This window comes from Candidatus Cardinium sp. TP (assembly GCF_025215055.1).
Taxonomy (GTDB): domain Bacteria; phylum Bacteroidota; class Bacteroidia; order Cytophagales; family Amoebophilaceae; genus Cardinium.
In genome coordinates, this window is record NZ_JANAVR010000007.1 from 19,424 (window position 1) to 36,580 (window position 17,157).

11 protein-coding genes and 3 tRNA genes are annotated in these 17,157 nt (G+C 38.7%); 8 read left to right on the forward strand and 6 right to left on the reverse strand.

Features of this window, described 5'->3' with window-relative positions; all coding sequences use genetic code 11:
- Window positions 1-78 precede the first annotated feature (78 nt).
- Complete coding sequence (gene map / locus NLX65_RS01890; RefSeq protein WP_260536579.1) at window positions 79-843, reverse strand: type I methionyl aminopeptidase; 765 nt, start codon at window positions 841-843, stop codon at window positions 79-81.
- 207 nt (window positions 844-1,050) lie between these two features.
- Here map and NLX65_RS01895 point away from each other — a divergent pair, with 207 nt between their 5' ends.
- The gene (locus NLX65_RS01895; protein ID WP_260536601.1) at window positions 1,051-1,236 is read left to right on the forward strand and encodes a helix-turn-helix domain-containing protein; all 186 of its coding nucleotides are present in this window, start codon (window positions 1,051-1,053) and stop codon (window positions 1,234-1,236) included.
- A gap of 831 nt (window positions 1,237-2,067) precedes the next feature.
- On the opposite strand, the gene NLX65_RS01900 is transcribed toward NLX65_RS01895, so the two are convergent.
- Window positions 2,068-2,141: transfer RNA gene (locus NLX65_RS01900), tRNA-Ala, on the reverse strand.
- 133 nt (window positions 2,142-2,274) lie between these two features.
- Here NLX65_RS01900 and NLX65_RS01905 point away from each other — a divergent pair.
- The 5 genes from NLX65_RS01905 (at window position 2,275) to rfbB (ending at window position 6,914) form a co-directional block, all read left to right on the forward strand.
- A complete protein-coding gene (locus NLX65_RS01905; protein WP_260536581.1) occupies window positions 2,275-2,772 on the forward strand; it encodes a dihydrofolate reductase in 498 nt (165 codons plus the stop codon).
- A gap of 327 nt (window positions 2,773-3,099) precedes the next feature.
- Entirely contained in the window at window positions 3,100-4,212 is a 1,113-nt protein-coding gene (gene dnaN / locus NLX65_RS01910; RefSeq protein WP_260536583.1) for a DNA polymerase III subunit beta, read from the forward strand.
- 114 nt (window positions 4,213-4,326) lie between these two features.
- Complete coding sequence (locus tag NLX65_RS01915; RefSeq protein ID WP_260536585.1) at window positions 4,327-5,277, forward strand: esterase/lipase family protein; 951 nt, start codon at window positions 4,327-4,329, stop codon at window positions 5,275-5,277.
- A 37-nt stretch (window positions 5,278-5,314) separates the two neighbouring features.
- A tRNA-Ser gene (locus NLX65_RS01920) sits at window positions 5,315-5,403 on the forward strand.
- A 512-nt stretch (window positions 5,404-5,915) separates the two neighbouring features.
- Window positions 5,916-6,914, forward strand: coding sequence for a dTDP-glucose 4,6-dehydratase (rfbB, locus tag NLX65_RS01925; protein ID WP_260536587.1), 999 nt, complete (start codon window positions 5,916-5,918; stop codon window positions 6,912-6,914).
- Window positions 6,915-7,050: 136 nt separating this feature from the next.
- On the opposite strand, the gene NLX65_RS01930 is transcribed toward rfbB, so the two are convergent.
- From NLX65_RS01930 to NLX65_RS01940, 3 genes are all read right to left on the reverse strand, one after another.
- Window positions 7,051-9,210 carry a hypothetical protein gene (locus NLX65_RS01930; protein ID WP_260536589.1) on the reverse strand — a complete coding sequence of 720 codons (2,160 nt, stop codon included), beginning with the start codon at window positions 9,208-9,210 and terminating at the stop codon, window positions 7,051-7,053.
- A gap of 279 nt (window positions 9,211-9,489) precedes the next feature.
- Window positions 9,490-10,830 (reverse strand): ClpP family protease, encoded by a 1,341-nt coding sequence (locus tag NLX65_RS01935; protein WP_260536591.1) that lies wholly within the window; start codon window positions 10,828-10,830, stop codon window positions 9,490-9,492.
- Between the two features lie 25 nt (window positions 10,831-10,855).
- Window positions 10,856-10,927, reverse strand: a tRNA-Gln gene (locus NLX65_RS01940).
- A 253-nt stretch (window positions 10,928-11,180) separates the two neighbouring features.
- On the opposite strand from NLX65_RS01940, the gene NLX65_RS01945 reads away from it, so the two are divergent.
- Complete coding sequence (locus NLX65_RS01945; RefSeq protein WP_260536593.1) at window positions 11,181-13,259, forward strand: hypothetical protein; 2,079 nt, start codon at window positions 11,181-11,183, stop codon at window positions 13,257-13,259.
- 398 nt (window positions 13,260-13,657) lie between these two features.
- Here the strand turns inward: NLX65_RS01945 and serS are convergent, their stop codons facing one another.
- Window positions 13,658-14,929 (reverse strand): serine--tRNA ligase, encoded by a 1,272-nt coding sequence (gene serS / locus NLX65_RS01950; protein WP_260536595.1) that lies wholly within the window; start codon window positions 14,927-14,929, stop codon window positions 13,658-13,660.
- Window positions 14,930-15,502: 573 nt separating this feature from the next.
- On the opposite strand from serS, the gene rho reads away from it, so the two are divergent.
- Entirely contained in the window at window positions 15,503-17,026 is a 1,524-nt protein-coding gene (gene rho, locus NLX65_RS01955) for a transcription termination factor Rho (protein WP_260536597.1), read from the forward strand.
- Window positions 17,027-17,157: the final 131 nt, after the last annotated feature.

Here is a 17,157-nt window from a genome sequence, read left to right on the forward strand (position 1 = left end):
CGGTAAAAATTACCCTTTAGGTGGATGCGTTTAAAATGGTATGATCTATTAGAGGGGCATAGAGGCTAGCCACATATGCTATTCCCCAGTGTCTGCCATTAAAGTAGTTAGAACCCTATAGCCTTCTTCTTCGACAGCAATGGTGTGCTCAAAGTGGGCAGAGTCTTTTCCATCTTTGGTAACAATGGTCCAACCATCTTGTAAAGTTTTAATAGCTGGATGACCAAGGTTTACGATGGGCTCTATAGCTAATACCATGCCCGCTTTTAAGATAGGTCCCTGATGGGGTTTGCCATAGTTAGGAATCTGCGGTGGTTCGTGCAGCATAGTACCCACACCGTGTCCGCCCAGTTCTTTCACAATGCTAAGGTTACGTTGTGTAACGTATTGACCTATAGCATGAGAAATGGTAGAAAGGTGAATACCTGCCTTAATGACACGGAGTCCTTCCCATAAAGCTTTTTCAGTATGTGCTAATAAAAATTTTTGCGCATCAGAGATGTTTCCTACAGGATAGGTCCAAGCACTATCTCCGATGTAACCCTTGTACTTTACACCTATATCAATGGCCACAATGTCCCCCTCCTGCAGAGGGCGATTATTGGGTATCCCGTGCACTACACCATTATTGATAGAGATGCAAGTAGCATTTGGAAAGCCACGATACCCCTTAAATGCAGGTTCTGCATCATTACTTCGGATGATTTCTTCTACTATTGCATCTAAGGCAAGGCTATGCAGACCTGGTTGAATAGCATTTTTTAAAGTATCATGACAAAGCGCTACAATATGACCTGCTCGTTGTAGTAACTTTAGCTCAGAATGGGTGCGTATTTTTATCATATCATTACAAAATCAATTTCTATATGCAAATATAGGTTTTTATTAGCATCATCCATTGGTTGATGCTTGTTTATACCTTATCTATTGTTTAGTTTTAGTTGGTTTGTTATAGTGGCCTAAAAAAATCGGACAAAAAGTTTTTATTTTATTTTCCGTATATTATAGTTTTAAAGTGATAAAATAAAATGCTCAGATGGGAAAAAAAAGATTAGGCATTTTAGTTCGGAAGAGAAGACTAAAATAGTATTAGCCTTACTACAAGAAGATTTAACGATAACCCAGCTATCGTCCAAATATAGCGTCACTAGTAAAACTCTTCAAAATTGGAAGCGTCAGTTTTTAGAGAATGCCTCTTTTTTACCAAGAAAAAAGTGGGATAAAATTCATTATTAACCAATGGTGAGAATAGATACTCTTATTTGAAAATCAATAAAAACAATCCTGTTACCTAAGCAGAGAGAGTCATCCCTCCCGACTTGGCTTCAAAACCGTATGTAACAGTTTCTCGTTATACGACTCCTCTATAAGTTGGGGTTTGTTATACATACTTCTCCATCTAAAACATCTTGAAGTTTACTAAAATTACTTTTATAGCTTATGATATTGATTATATCCATGTATACCTAACATTTTGTTGGTCCATAACATATAACCACTACTCATAACTTTACTTTCCAAATTATAGTGTTTACGTTTGCATATCCTGAGTATTAACTCAGGATATGGCTTCTTAAACAATCCTTCCATATATCAGCATACGGCTGGCTACCTCATTATTATCTTAATGATAAGTAAGATAGTAAGAGCTGCATTGTGGTTACTCCGTTCCACGTTTTCCTTTCTCGTTAAGTTTAGAGTCTTGCTATTTGCCGGAAGCTCAGAACATCTATAACTAAAGTAACTTAACCTTTAGTACCTATTGTGCTTCGTAACTTTTGTTTTATGTGTTTTAACCTTATTTCGCATATTTGGCGTAACGCCAATTCTGACATAAGTTTCTCTCCTAATCTTGCTTAACTCTGTTTGAAGGGATTTGCTATAAGGTTTAAGATTACCTGCTTTTATCTCTTGCTTCCATCCTAGAGGGTTCCAGACTCTAAAACGTGAGCGATACATTATCCCTGATGTTTAGGGAAGAGGGAATTTAACCCTCACGCTTTCGTGACTTCGGATCGCACTAACGTTGACGCCAGTGGCTGAACAGATAGCAAAAATGGGCCAAAGTGGAGAATATCGGATTCGAACCGATGACCCCTTGCTTGCAAAGCAAGTGCTCTAACCAGCTGAGCTAATCCCCCTTATTTAAAAGTACAATTACCAGATTTAAAAGTACAATTACCAGGTGCAACCGTTTAGTTTGGAACAAATATAGTAGTGTTGGTTGAATAAATCAAAATAAATCGTTTTATTTTGGTTATTTTAACATGTACTATGGTTATATCCCTTATTGTTGCGCTATCATTAAATAGAGTTATTGGCAAGCAAAATAAGCTGCCATGGCATCTTCCTGCTGATTTACAAGAATTTAAACAACGCACCATGGGGCATCATTTGGTAATGGGTAGCCATACTTTTCGTTCCATTGGGCGTATTTTACCCAGTCGGGTGAGTATAGTAGTCAGTTCAACAATGGATCAATTGGCTGTGGGCTATCATGTGGTACGCAGTATCGAAGAAGCGATAAGCTTGGCAAAGGCCCAAGGCGAATCAGAGTTATTTGTTATTGGAGGGGAAAAAGTTTACACTCAAACTTTGCTTATGGCGCATAGAATTTATTTAACCAAAATTCATGCTATTGTAGCAGGGGATACCTATTTTCCTGTGCTAGGGAAAGAATGGGTGGAACGTGATATACGTTCCTTTAAAGCAGATGCGAAAAATCCTTATGATTATGCGTTTATTGTATTGGAAAAGAAAGGAAATAAATAACCATTGCCCTCTTTTTTAGGATACAAAATATAGCGGTAGGTTGTTTGACGAAATGGGGATTCCGTTTTTGTATATAAAAATAGGATGGATGTAGGCTTTAAATAGACAAAAATACAACCTTTTAACTTTTTTTTATTAAATTGTATTCATTTATAAACTTAATGTTAAGCGGACCGTATCAGTAGGCTTGACGTGTAGGTCTTTTCCCTGTTAAGGTATCCAAATCGAAATGGTTACGAATCCAGTCAATAAAATGATCCAAAAGATCAAGTAAAGGTTTCTTGGATAGGAGCGGTCCACATGTTCAAAGCACAAAAAAAAATAACCATGGAGTTCACGGTATCATCAGCTTTGCTGTCACAACAGCTAACTGCCATTAGTGGGGTTATCACCCGTAATCCAGTTGTTCCAATTTTAGAAAACTTTCTTTTTCAGATAGATCATAATCGTTTAGTGGTTACAGCATCAGATTTGCAGACCTCTATTAGTGCTGTTTTGGCGATTCAATCAGATGCGCAAGTAAGCGTGGCCATACCTGCGCGTATGTTGTTGGATACCGTTAAGCATCTTCCAGAACAGCCTATTAGATTGGAAATTAATCCAAATGCGTATACCGTTTCTATTCAGTCTGATAGTGGACAGTATAAATTGGCAGGAGAGAGTGCGAATGATTTTCCGCAGCTTGCTACTTTAGAAGATGGTATAACGTTAGAGGTAGAAGTGGAGGTGTTGAAAAATATTTTACAGAAAACCCTATTTGCCACGAGTAATGATGAGTTAAAGCCTGCTATGTCTGGTCTATACATAGAATTAACCCATGCTATGGCTACTTTTGTGGCCACAGATGGCCATCGGTTGGTTCGTTATATTCGTGAAGATCTCTCAGCATCTACCCAAAGCCCTATTATTGTGCCTAAAAAAGCATTGTTGCTTTTGAATGGTCTATTGAGTGGTAGAGATAAGCAAGTGGGCTTTATGTTTGATCGCCATAAAATCCAATTTAGTATCGGTAACATTAGTGTGGTCAGTAGATTGGTGGATGAACGTTATCCAGATTACGAAAATGTGATTCCTAAGGAGCATACCAGTAAACTAACCATCAGTAGACCTGCCTTGGTGAGTGCGCTTAGGCGTGCCGCTATTTATGCCAATAAGGCTACCCATCAGGTCAAGTTGAATCTTGTAGACAATCAATTGATTATTTCAGCAGAAGATTTAGACTTTTCTAATGAAGCACAAGAACAACTTATTTGTACATATGAAGGGTTGCCTCTAGAAATAGGGTTTAATGCCAAGCTTTTATTAGATATGTTGACCAGTATCCTAACCGAAGAGGTAGAATTCTTTTTCTGGGGGGCTAATAAAGCGGTGTTAATTTTTCCTAAGATACAAAATAAACAGGAGCACTTGCTCTTATTAATTATGCCTATTATTTTTTAGGTCGATGTTTTTAGTAGCGCTGTTGTGACCTGGTGTTGATTCCTTATGTAACTTTATCTTTATACACTTATGTCATACATCTTTTCAATATTTAGATTCATATGCTTTTGTTTATTGTTTACTCCAGGCTTTGTTCAAGCAAAGTCAGCTAAAAATCAGGGTGAGCTAGTGGTCTTATTTCATGGGTTGGGCAATCGTGCTGCTTGTTTTGATAGGATGAAACAGGCACTGGAACAGGCGCTGCCTACTGCTTCTATGGTTGCTTTGACTAGTATGGAAGCCATGCAGAGTATACATCTTTCTATAAAAGAACAAGCTGAAACTAGCTTTAAAGAACTGGCTAGTAAGGTAGAGTCTCTATATGATAGATCCATTCTGTTGGTAGGCCATAGTATGGGTGCGCAAACTGCTTATGCGTTTTTCCAGGCCAATAAACACCGTTTAAATATAAAGGGGCTGGTTGCGTTAGCTGCCCCATGGGAAGGCGTACCTGGTGCTAGGGTGGATGCCGCCATGCTCGCACACCATTTGAACAAGCCTATTGTAGATGACCTCTCTACATTGTCGCTAAGCCTTGGTCATCCTAAAACATATCTTGAGGAACAGCTTATGGTGAACGTACAGGCGAACCAAGCGGTCTGCCTTTGCCCTGGGGGTAAAGATTTGATGGAAGATAGTCTGTGGTTGTCTGAGGTTAAAACGTTGCTTCGTGATGAAACATTGCCTATCCTAGCGATAGGAGGAGGGCAAAGTGATTTTAGAACATTGCTTAATAAGAAAGGGGCGCCTCGGTTTAAGGATTTAAACAGCATCTATACTTTTTTTGTAGTGGGTACAAAATATCCTAACCTTACGGGTCACCACGATATGCAGATTCCACTTTATAGCCAGCATGCGCTTAATATTGTGCCTAAGGGCAAGAAAAATTTTAAAAGAGTATTGATTAAAGATGCTTTTCATAGCACACATATTTTGGGGATACCTGTTCCAAGGAATAAGGCTATGCTGAGTCATCCTCGCGTGTTGCATAGAGTGGCACAGTTCGCTAAAAGCGTACTCAAATAAACGGAGATAGTCGCATTAGATGATCCCTATAGTTGTTGGAGTAGTGTCTGAGTGGTTGAAGGTATCCGTCTCGAAAACGGGTGTACCCTAAATAAGGTACCGGGGGTTCGAATCCCTCCTACTCCGCTTGTGGCTAAAATAGATACGCTGTGCAGTATTAACCAGTAACGTGAACAGACAATGGCGTCAACTTAAGTATTTTTTTTATTGATTTTCAGATAAAAAATCTATTCTCTCCATTGGTTAATAATGCATTTTATCCCACTTTTTTTTGATAAAAAAGTGGACAAAAAATCAAGCCCTCGGTAAAAAGTCGCTGAAAGTGTCATCTTACAGATGATTAGGAAAACAGTTTCCTTTGAAGCCCCCAAAGGGGGCGGTTCCTGTTTTTCCATCTGTAAGATGACACTTTCAGCGACTTTTTACAGGGGCATTTTTCTTTTCACATAAAAACCAGTGAATTGAATAGATATATTTGCTGCTATTTCATCAAGTTAAGGCGCTTATGTCCGCCGATAAAAAAACTTGGCAGACATGAGCAGCGCCGTATACGCATGAGCCATTTCTATCGCTGTGTTAGAATAGATAGTCCTTAAGTTGACGCTATTGCGTGAACAGATACCGTAAAGTGCGCATCTATGCAGAAGTTATTGATAACGGGTGGAGCTGGTTTTATAGGTTCGCATTGTATTCAATTTTTTTTAAAAAAATATCCTCATTATCATATTGTTAATCTAGATAAGCTGACCTATGCGGCCCGTATATCTTTTGCACTACAGGAGCGTCCTAACTATCATTTTGTAGCAGGAGATGTTACCAACTTTTTGTTGGTTTCGGAGTTGTTTCAAACATTTAACTTTGATGGCGTCATTCATTTCGCTGCTGAATCACATGTAGATAGATCAATTGTTGATCCACTTCTTTTTATGAAGACCAATGTAGAAGGTACTGGGGTCTTATTGCATGCAGCTTATCGCCATTGGTTTCAAGCACCAGGTCAACCACAACATCCCAATCATCGGTTTGTATATATTTCTACGGATGAAGTCTATGGCGCACTAGATGCACATCATAGACCCTGTATAGAAACCGATACCCTGGCGCCAAGTAACCCTTACAGTGCCAGCAAAGCCGCAGGGGAGTGCCTCGTACAGGGTTATGCCCATACGTATGGGCTATATACAGTTATTACTCGTTCCACCAACAATTATGGGCCGCATCAATACCCAGAAAAACTTATTCCTATGATCTTGGAAAATGCCCTACAAGGGCAATCTATTGCATTGCATGGAGATGGAAGCAGTATTCGAGATTGGTTGCATGTAGAGGACCATTGTAGAGCGATTGATTGCGTTTTGCATAAAGGCCAAAGTGGCCAAGTGTATAATATTGGCGCAAATGAAGCGCGCACTAATCTTGAAATCACATCAATGATTTGCCACATGTTAGACGATTTAAGACCACTCAGTGACAGGTCTTATACTTCTTTTATTCGTTTCATCGCTGATAGAATAGGCCAAGATAGACGTTATGCCCTTGATTGTAGAAAAATTCAAGCAACACTAGGCTGGGTACCATGTACTACCTTACAAGAGGGCCTAGAGCAGCTTGTGCGTGGCCAGATCGGGGAAGATTGATCTTCTTTAGCCTATCAAAATAAACTGTGTCTATTCATGCTATGGGGTTCGTAAGGCAATTTTATTTTTATTTTATTCTTGATAAGAAAGTAATAAAAAATCAGTGACTGGAACAGATACAATAAACTTGTATGTTTTATTGTTGTTCACAGACCTGTAGTGCCTGTGCCGCTGCATTAGCTAATGCCTCTACGATTTTAGTATTCAAATATTTCTTTGCCAGTTCAATATCTATGGTAAGAGTTTCTTGGGCCATATATTTTAACTCATCTAGATGGGTATAGCTTTTAGCATGCCGCAGGTCATAAAGTCGTTCAGCTAATTTAATACAAAGTACAAAAAGCTGTTCTCGATTGATGACTTGCTTAAGGGCATTACCGATATAAAGTCCACATGGCTCCATGCCTTGGCGGTCATTGACTGCTAAAACACTCTCTATAAAAGAATAAATATTCAAATCGTAGTTGGCCTTAATATAAGAAAGTGGTAAATCTGCATAATGTATTAAGTCATATAGCAAAGCAACATAAATGGGTTCTGGATAGAACCGTATCCATTCTGCAACCAATTGGGCAATACCTATTGCACGGATATACAAGAATTGTCCGGATAAATGTCGCCTAAAGCCGTAACACCTTCTGGTTAATAATAATATTTCATCTATTACTGCTTTACGTGCCTCAGATATTTCTAAAAGATGATTATAAGATTTCATGAATACCTCCATGGACTGATCAATTTCTTGTTGGGCGACACGAACATTTATAGGAAGTATCTTGGCGATCATTGCATCTCGAACCGTGGCTACGTTACAAGGCAATACCATAAACATGGGTCTTTTTTGAGAGAAAGGAAAGCGTAGGTAACCATAGTGGGCGCGAATGGCACGTTCTATGATACGTTTTTCAATATGAATACGCTCTATGTCTTTCTGGTTGTTGTGCCACTTGAGTTCCCTTCCTTCTGTAATATCCTCATAATGACCCTTAATTTGGGGCAATATGGTTAAAGGAGTATGCAGTCTGCTGATCACGATGGCAATAGCTGGAAAGGTCATTTCCGCATAACTTTTGTCTTTTTGTCTATGCTTTTGTCTATACTTTAGGTAAGTACTATGTAGTTGAATTTTTACAAATTCACCTTTTGCTACAGTTGGGTTAGCGGTACGTAAGACGATAGGGACTAATGCTTGGAGTATATGATTGATATCACATGTAATTTTGTTAGATACCGTGCTGTCTTTTATTTCTACGATCAACTTTGGGACTGGTGCGGTCTTAGCTTCCAGTTCAGAGGTTAGCCTAGCTATCAACTCATCTATCGTGATTTCATGTGGTGTTAATAATAGGTGGTCTACAGACTTGGCACGTTGCTTTAAGAAGGTAGTAAAAGTGAAAAAATTATTGATAATGCTTTGGATATCTTGCTTATAGAGTGGTCTATTGTCTAAATAGGAAATAAGCTCAGTAACTTCCTGCATTGCTTTTTCCACAAAAGATCCTGGGTCTTTTGTAGTTTTACCAGCCATGTCTGGATGTAAGTTGGAATGAGGTGGTCTATGGTTCTTTTTTTCTGAGGTTACTTGGCCTTTTAAGTAGCGGTTATAAAGTGTGTAGGCAGTAATTTTACGTTTGTTGTAAACAATAATGCTGAAAACGATTAAACCAAATCCTAATAAAGATAGTAAAGAGTCGTTTGATGCCAGCAGTTGATCTACCCCTATGTTATAAATTGCGTAAAAGATTACCAACAATGTGACAAATACTAGTTTGATACTGATATATAGAGGTAATACAAATAAAGTGGCAGATAGATGCCCTACAGATAAGGTGAGTGAAAATTGAGGGTCTTGCAGATGAAACCAATGCCAGAATATATTAACGGGTAGGCACAAGATGGTGCATATGAGCCACGAGCAACCAATTTTCCATGAGGGAATCCCTTTTTTAGGTGTAATGCCATAACCTATCAACCAAATACCTATAAAAAATTGGAATATATACCAATAGATGGTAAGCCCTCCACTTATGTAGTCTAGGATGGTGGTAAGGATCACGTAGCACCCTGTACAGCTAATAATTGCATCACTCGGCCTTAGCTTGGCGAATCGTTCTTGTAAAACAGCAGCTTGTAACGTTTTGTTTATGCGGCTTTTTTTGCGTGTAAGCGCTTGCTGAAGTGCGCTAACTTCATTAAAAAATTGCGTATGGTGTAGGCACTGTTCCTCCGATGCAGCCCTGTTGCGCGTAAGGTAGAAAACCACTACTAGTACCAATAGCACAAAAGGTAATGCCATGAGGAAAAGTGTAGTGAGTGACATTGTCAAATAGATATTACTAAAACAACTTACCAAGCAATCAGACTAAGATAAATATATTTTAGATAATTGTAAGCATTAATTCAAGGCTTTTAGCCTGTTTTTTTTAAACCCTATGCACTACAAATTTAGCCTACGCGTTTAGCACTGGGTCATATTTAAATGCTTAAATTATATTTGCACTTGAGATGTGGTATAACCGTGTGCGTTTTATCTACCTTAAATAGAAGGAGGGAAAGGTGAAAACAATACTAAAACTTATCGCTTATCCATCATCTGCGGTTTTTTATCAGGGCGGTAGCTATAGTCAAAGTCATGAGGTGCTAAGGCATGGTAATACTGCGCTTCTTCTGATTGCTCTTTCTCTTTCGTTGCATCGAAACCATAATATTCTGTTAGATATTTTTCAAAAGTATAGTCAGCTGAGTTGGGCAGGCTGCTTACCGCACTATTTCTTATACCACTAATTACACAATCAACCCATTTAAGTTTTTGAGCATGGTTACCATACTCTTGCCAGTCTCCATAGATAGACTTCTCATAGAGCTTTTTCTCAAATGCTTTTAGGGATATTCCCATTTTTTTAGCTACCCTTCCTCCTAAACGTTTCCAAAGTTCATTAAGGTGTTCATAATGTTCTTTTGTTCTTCTTACATTGCCCCAAACACCCCAAAGAGGCTGATGATGCAAAATGATCGCATTTGGATAAGCATAAGATTTAGTAGCCAATGTAGTAATTAAAGCTGCCATAGAAGCTGCGAATGTTTTTACAACCACATAAACAGGTGCTTTACTATACTCTATCGCCTGCAAAATATTCCAGCCTGCAGTTACATATCCACCTGGAGAATCACCGATGATCAGAAATATAGGCCATTCACTATTTTTATTATTAAAATAGTGAATTTGATCTACAATATAATTTGCTTTCCAAGGTGTGATCCTACCATTTAATTCAATACATCGATCAGAGAAGACCAACGTATTACTTCGTTTAATCAATGGATCTTTTAGGTAAATAGGTTTTTTTTGAATATGCTTATCACGTGCTGCTTTGGCTTGTAAGGCCTCCATTTCTGCTTGTAACCGATGACTCTTTTCTTGCAGCAGCTGCGTTTGCCCTTTTTCTAATTCTATGGTTTTAGTTAGCTTAACTAATTGGATATCATATCGCTCCATTTGTTTCATAAACCTAACCTTTGCTAGCTCTAGTTCAATGGTTAGCCTTTCTTTTTCCATATTCAGTAAACGCATCGCTTTGGTGTGCGCTTGCCGCTCCTTTTCATCCTCTATCTCATTACCCAATAGTAGAAGCTCCTTTATCTCCTTATTTAAACGTATAAGTTCCTTTTTAAGATGCAGCTGCTCAATACGCGCCCGCTCAAGTGCATTCTCCGCTTCTAGCTCACTTTTCAGTTTAGCCTTACTAGCTTTGTCAGTCGCATCTGTATCAGTAGATGCGTTTTTCGTAGTAGGAGAGACAGTAGCTACCTTTTTCTCTTTCTCCGTTTTTGCGAATCCTATATGGTGCGTGGATAGAAATGTAAAAAAAGAAAAGCCCCAGCTTACTATCCAACGATTATCATTTAAACCTACCATCTATTTGTGTTTATGTGGGTTGCTGTTGTCCGGCTAGGGGTCGAACCTAGAGTCTTCTGGACCAAAACCAGACGTGTTGCCATTACACTACCGGACAGAAATTGCATTTCACTACAAATATAGTAATTTAATTGAAAAAAAAGTAAGTAATTGCCTCTTTATTTTTATGCCTTAACTTTTATTGTATATTGTGCAGCCATACTAGGTTTTTATGCAAAAAGGGTTGCCTACCATAGGCCTATATCGTCTGATTAATGGTTTGGTGTGGCCTATGGTAGGCTGCTGTTTGCGCACTGTGGGCAATGTAGTATACATTTTAGTTTTTATGGTTTGTTGATTACAAAGTTGCCATGTCGTTTGATATTTTACCTTTTGTTATAATATTAATTTTGTTGTTGCTGAGGTCTTCTTTTACGAAAGAAAGATTGGCTAAGCTTAAGCCAAGCGATGCTATAATGGGGTTTATAGGGTGTTATGTGATAGGTACTACTATATTAGATTATGTAAGCGGATGCTTTATCTATTGGTATCTTTTTCAATTTGTTGTAGCTATTTCGCTTATAAGTTATGCCATTGATGCTAAGCAAGCCATTCCATCTTGGAAAATTGGTAGACGTTGGTTGATAAGCGTAGTTTTTTGTCTTCCTGTCAATGTGCTTTGGAACTGGTCTGGCGAGATCCAACCTCCCTTTACTTTTACTTTAGCTTTATCTGTTGCACATTTGGCTGTAATCTTATGCGTGCTGCCCTTAGGTATAAGCGTAAGGCTAGTATTGATTATGTTATTGGTAATTGGTTACGCCTTATATCGAAGTGGTATGGACTTATTATTATCAGAATCAGGCGGGTTTTTAATATCCTTGCTGGGATTAAGTCTAATGATTTTTTTCATTATTGTGTATAATAAACGTAAGCTAGCTGGCTATAAACATTATGGCTACTATCTAAGTAATAAAATACAAGAAAAACAAATCAAAGAGCAGAAACAAAGGCAAGCGGATTTTGGTTTATACACTGATCTAGAGTCGATTCGTAATAATCCAAAGGAAGCTCATGCTTCTTTAGATCAGGTCATGAAAGAGGTGACACAATTTATTTCCTATTTAGATAATAGACCGTTGTATGAGGAAAATTTAGACCTCATTACCAAAAATTTTATTATTTGGGATATTTTTTTAAAGCAGCGGGCTAGGTCTAAAAATCATATTATTTTGATGCCCACTGAAGTGAGTCTGGATGAATTAGTCCGGAAGTTAGAGATGGCTTTAGAATTGGAAGGTAAGGAGCATGCTGTGCCCAAGCTATTGATAGAGCCTAAAGATCATAAGCTGCCTGAAAAGATCATATGTGATGTCAACCAGATGATTTGCTTATTGGTTCCTGTTATTTTAAGTATTGCCAACCTAGATGCTTCAAAGGGTGTCTTGGTACGTATTCGGTTGCATACCACCTATTTAAAATATAAACTAAAGGATCTGTCCGAAAATACATGCCATGGGAAAACATGTTTTCCTGCTATCGCACTGGTCATTGGTCATGCGACTATTCCGGAAGAGGCGTTGCCGCAAATTAGAAATTACTATCAAGATGTAACGGCAGGCAGTGAGTTTGATTGGCACAGTGTTGCGCAGAAAGAATCAGAATGGACTAGTATAGAAAAACGAAGCATAGAACGCATCATTCGTATCCATTATGGTTACTTGCAGTTTCCAGCTTCTCATAAAAGACCTATGCTTATGGTCATACCTTGTAATGTAGCTGCTGTGCGCGACGAAATGATTTCCAGAATAGCGCCTTCGGATAATTCTGTTACCTATAAAGAATTTAGGGAGTCTATGGTGATGTTGACGAAAGCATATCATAAGCTTTGCACGTTGGCTGATATGCGCACAATTGTATTAGATGAGCTTTTTCTATTGTTAAGGCGTTGTTATGGTTTTAGACGGCATGCATCAGGACAGTTGTGTTATGTACGTGCGTTAGGTATTGCCCAGCTGGTCGCAGAGTGGGTACCTTACCAGCCAAGACCAGTTTATTTCAGTGTTTTGTATGGCTTGGTACGTTATACAGGATTGCCACTTGCTTATGTTAAAGCCAATTATAGCATGGATGTTTATTGTTTTGTGGAAAGTATTGTAGCGGTCAACAAGCGTCAAGAGATGGAGCCATGTGGCCTCTATGTGGGTAACCGTCTCAAACGCATCATCAACCGAGAACAACTTTTTATACTCTGCATTAAATTTGCTGAACGACTTTATGATTTGCGCCATGCTAAAGATTATATCCACTTGGAAGAGGTGAAATATATGGCTCAAGAAACACTTACCATAGATATTGAACTTGGTAAGAAGTATTTGAATGCTAAAATTGTAGAAGAATTGGTGCAGGCGGCCCATCAGGCACTACAGGTTTGCGAAGGTGTTTGTTAGGATAAGGACCAAATAAATTGATATATTTTATTGATTGTCAAATAAAAATATCTATTCTCGCTATTGGTTAATAATGCATTTTATCCCACTTTTTTCTTGATAAAGAAGTGGACAAAAAATCAAGCCCTCGGTAAAAATCCGCTGAAAGTGGCATCCTACAGATGGAAAAACAGAAAGCGTCCACTGCGTGGGCTTTAAAGGAAACTGTTTTTCCACATCATCTGTATGGTGCCACTTTCTACACTGCGACTTTTTATAGGGGCGGTTTTTTTTGACGCTAAAAACCATCCCGCTGAACACACAATGGACAGGGGCAACGACGTATACGCATGAGCCATTTCTAGCTCTGTGTTGGAATCGATGTCCCTTACGTTGACAGCTACCAGCTGAACGGGATGCTAATGAATGATCGTAAATCCTGTATAAGGTTGTAAGACCTTTGGAATATGAATCCCCTCTGGGGTTTGATTCCATTCTAATAGTGCAGCCAGAATGCGTGGAAGGGCTAACCCACTACCATTTAAAGTATGTAAAAGACAACTTTTTTTATTTTTATCTTTATACCTTAGTGCTAACCTATTGGATTGAAAGGTTTCAAAATTACTAATTGAGCTTACTTCTAACCATTTGTTTTGGGCTATGGCATGTACTTCTATATCGTAGGTCATAGCAGCGCAAAAACCTAAATCTCCATGACAAAGTTTTACAATCCGATAGGGTAGCGCTAATTGTTCTACCAACCCTTGTACATAGGTTAACATCTCTTCTAGGTTGGCATAAGAATGGTCAGGATGACAAATCTGCACCAATTCTACCTTGTCAAATTGATGGAGCCTATTCAAGCCACGTACATCCGCTCCCCAAGAGCCTGCTTCGCGCCTAAAACAAGGCGTATAGCCTACATGTTTAATGGGGAGTGCCGTCTCTGCTAGTATGGTATCACGATAGATATTGGTGATCGATACCTCTGCGGTAGGAATCAGATATAGCTTCTCTAATGGAATCTGATACATTTGACCTTCTTTGTCAGGTAATTGACCCGTTGCATAGGCAGATGTCTCATTGACCAAGATAGGGGGTTGCATTTCTATATAGCCTGCTTTGGATGCTTGATCTAAAAAAAAGTTGATTAAAGCCCGTTGCAGCTTCGCACCTTTTCCCTTGTATACTGGAAAACCAGCACCCGTAATTTTATTGCCCAGTTCAAAGTCAACCAGGTCATAGTTTTTAACTAAATCCCAGTGGGCCAAATGCCCGCTTTTGGTACTTGGTGGTGTTGCATACATGATAAGGTTGTCGTCAGCATGGCTGCCCATGGGTACGCTTGCATGAGGCAGGTTGGGTAGCGCATAGAGCTGCTCTAATAGAGCTGATGTATGTTCCTTGAACTTTTGCGTTAACGCTTTGCCGCTTTCTTTTAAGCGGGTTATTTCGCTTTTTTTAGCCTCTAATAGAGCTGTTTCTCCTTGCAGACGTAATGCGTCTCCTATCTCTTTGTTTAACCTATTTAGTGTGGCAGCTAGGTTGTATAGTTGAGATTGTGTAGACCGTTTTTCTATATCCAACTTGCATATGGCTTCTATGCGTGCTGCTGCATGCGGAACTCCCCTTTTATATAGGCCATCTATTACTGCTTTTGTATCTGTTCTTATACGGTATAAGTCAATCATTCTGTTTGCATTTAAACCTTGCAATAGCCTTTTTTATGACGCTACTGGTCGTTGGTATCTTCGTCTTGTGTTTCAATCCTCATCTAAATCTCATACATTATGGCTTGGCCCGTCCTATCCTATCACCTACAACAGTACCAGTGTGTTGCAAAACAATCTAATAAATCTATTATAGCATACATCGGGCTAAAGCTACGCCATTTTAAGCAATCGCGCTCTATTTTTTTATTAAAAGTGTTGCTTTTTTTGACTTTTTTAAATTATAATTGTATACTTGTTCATATTGGTTTGCCATGGGGCTGCATTCGAAGTCCTGCATTGATATTCATTCCTTATTACAGCTATTAGTATATTCTGTATACACAGAAGTACCCTTATTTTTGACTATTCTTAACTAGATTTAAAAAAGCGCAATCAGAACAAATAAGAAGGTAGTATGCATATTTAATGCAGATATTTTTGCTGTTTGGCAATGTATAATATATTAACAAGAGGCTATCATTTTAAAAATAGTTATTAAGATGATTCATATTATTTTAATGGGTTTTATTTAAACTTACACCTAACTCAATCATGTACAATATCGGAGAACTCAATCAAAAACTTATTTCTGAGTTACGCGAAATAGCAGAAAGATTTAAAGTTAAAAGCTATAAAACGCTTTCAAAAGAGGAACTAATTTATAAAATATTGGACCAGCAAGCGGTACTTCCGGAGGTTCCTCAAAAAAAACACAATGATACGTTGGTTGCATCTGTGCCGAGGCCAGTACCGCCATCTATATTACCCAAGAAGGGTTATGTAAATTCTAGAGCAGTGGAAACACAGATTGAGCCTAGTTTACAAAGTAAAAACAGTGAGGCCACAGAGTCAGAACAATCAACTGTAGCTGAGCGTTCTGCTATTTCAACGGTCAAAGAATCAAGGGAAGTACCTCCTGCATTTGAAAAGAGTAAAAAAGAGACGGTTAGCCTGAATAATGTGGACACCACTATTGAAGGGGAGGGTGTGCTGGAGATTATGCAAGATGGCTATGGATTTTTACGTTCATCTGACTATCATTATTTAGCTAGCCCAGACGATGTCTATGTATCTCCTTCTCAAATCAAGTTATTTAACCTAAAAACAGGTGACACCATTCGGGGCAAAATACGTCCACCTAAGGAAGGGGAAAAATATTTTGCACTTTTAAAGGTCATTTATATGAATGGTGTAACCACAGAAGAAGGACGCAATCGCATTCCTTTTGAACATCTTACACCACTTTTCCCACATGATAAGTTGCATATTTCCAATGGGTCCAGTCAATATTCTACACGTATTATGGATTTATTTTCTCCTATTGGTAAAGGGCAACGTGGTATGATTGTAGCACAACCTAAAACAGGTAAAACAGTTCTATTAAAGGAGATTGCTAATGCCATTGCATCCAATCATCCAGAAGTCTATTTGATTGTTCTTTTAATTGGGGAGCGTCCAGAGGAGGTGACGGATATGGCCAGGAATGTAAAAGCAGAGGTGATTGCCTCAACCTTTGATGAACAGGCTGAACGACATGTAAAGGTTTCTAATATTGTTTTAGAAAAGGCTAAGCGAATGGTAGAATGTGGTCGTGATGTGGTGATTCTGTTGGATTCTATTACCAGATTGGCGCGGGCGCACAATACCGTTAGCCCTTCTTCTGGGAAGATACTTTCTGGTGGTATTGATGCCAATGCACTACATAAGCCGCAACGATTTTTTGGTGCAGCGCGTAATGTGGAGAATGGGGGCTCACTGACCATTTTGGCTACCGCACTTATTGATACAGGCTCTAAGATGGATGAGGTAATTTTTGAAGAATTCAAGGGTACCGGTAATATGGAGTTGCAGTTGGATCGTAAACTGGCCAACAAACGCATCTATCCAGCTATTGATGTACCTGCTTCTGGTACAAGGCATGAAGAATTATTGATTGGAAAAGAGGAGCTGGCGCGGATCTGGATATTGCGTAACATTATGGCCGATATGAGCTCTACAGAGGCTATGGATTTTCTACTCAAAAAAATGCGGGGTACACGTAATAATGAGGAGTTTTTGGTCTCTATGAGTAATTAGTTGTACTAGTTAAGATTTAATCTGACAATTATTAACTTTGTACGGATATAAATTATACCTATTATGAACTTACATCAAAAAATCATTAAACCGAAATTAGGCTTATTGGAACTGGCAAAAACGTTAGGGAA

Bases quoted from the DNA above. Each gene is read 5' to 3' on its own strand.
- map (WP_260536579.1), bottom strand. From the start codon at position 843: ATGATAAAAATACGCACCCATTCTGAGCTAAAGTTACTACAACGAGCA.
- rho (WP_260536597.1), top strand. From the start codon at position 15,503: ATGTACAATATCGGAGAACTCAATCAAAAACTTATTTCTGAGTTACGC.
- NLX65_RS01935 (WP_260536591.1), bottom strand. From the start codon at position 10,830: ATGGTAGGTTTAAATGATAATCGTTGGATAGTAAGCTGGGGCTTTTCT.
- NLX65_RS01945 (WP_260536593.1), top strand. From the start codon at position 11,181: ATGTCGTTTGATATTTTACCTTTTGTTATAATATTAATTTTGTTGTTG.
- NLX65_RS01930 (WP_260536589.1), bottom strand. From the start codon at position 9,210: ATGGCATTACCTTTTGTGCTATTGGTACTAGTAGTGGTTTTCTACCTT.
- NLX65_RS01905 (WP_260536581.1), top strand. From the start codon at position 2,275: ATGGTTATATCCCTTATTGTTGCGCTATCATTAAATAGAGTTATTGGC.
- dnaN (WP_260536583.1), top strand. From the start codon at position 3,100: ATGGAGTTCACGGTATCATCAGCTTTGCTGTCACAACAGCTAACTGCC.
- rfbB (WP_260536587.1), top strand. From the start codon at position 5,916: ATGCAGAAGTTATTGATAACGGGTGGAGCTGGTTTTATAGGTTCGCAT.
- serS (WP_260536595.1), bottom strand. From the start codon at position 14,929: ATGATTGACTTATACCGTATAAGAACAGATACAAAAGCAGTAATAGAT.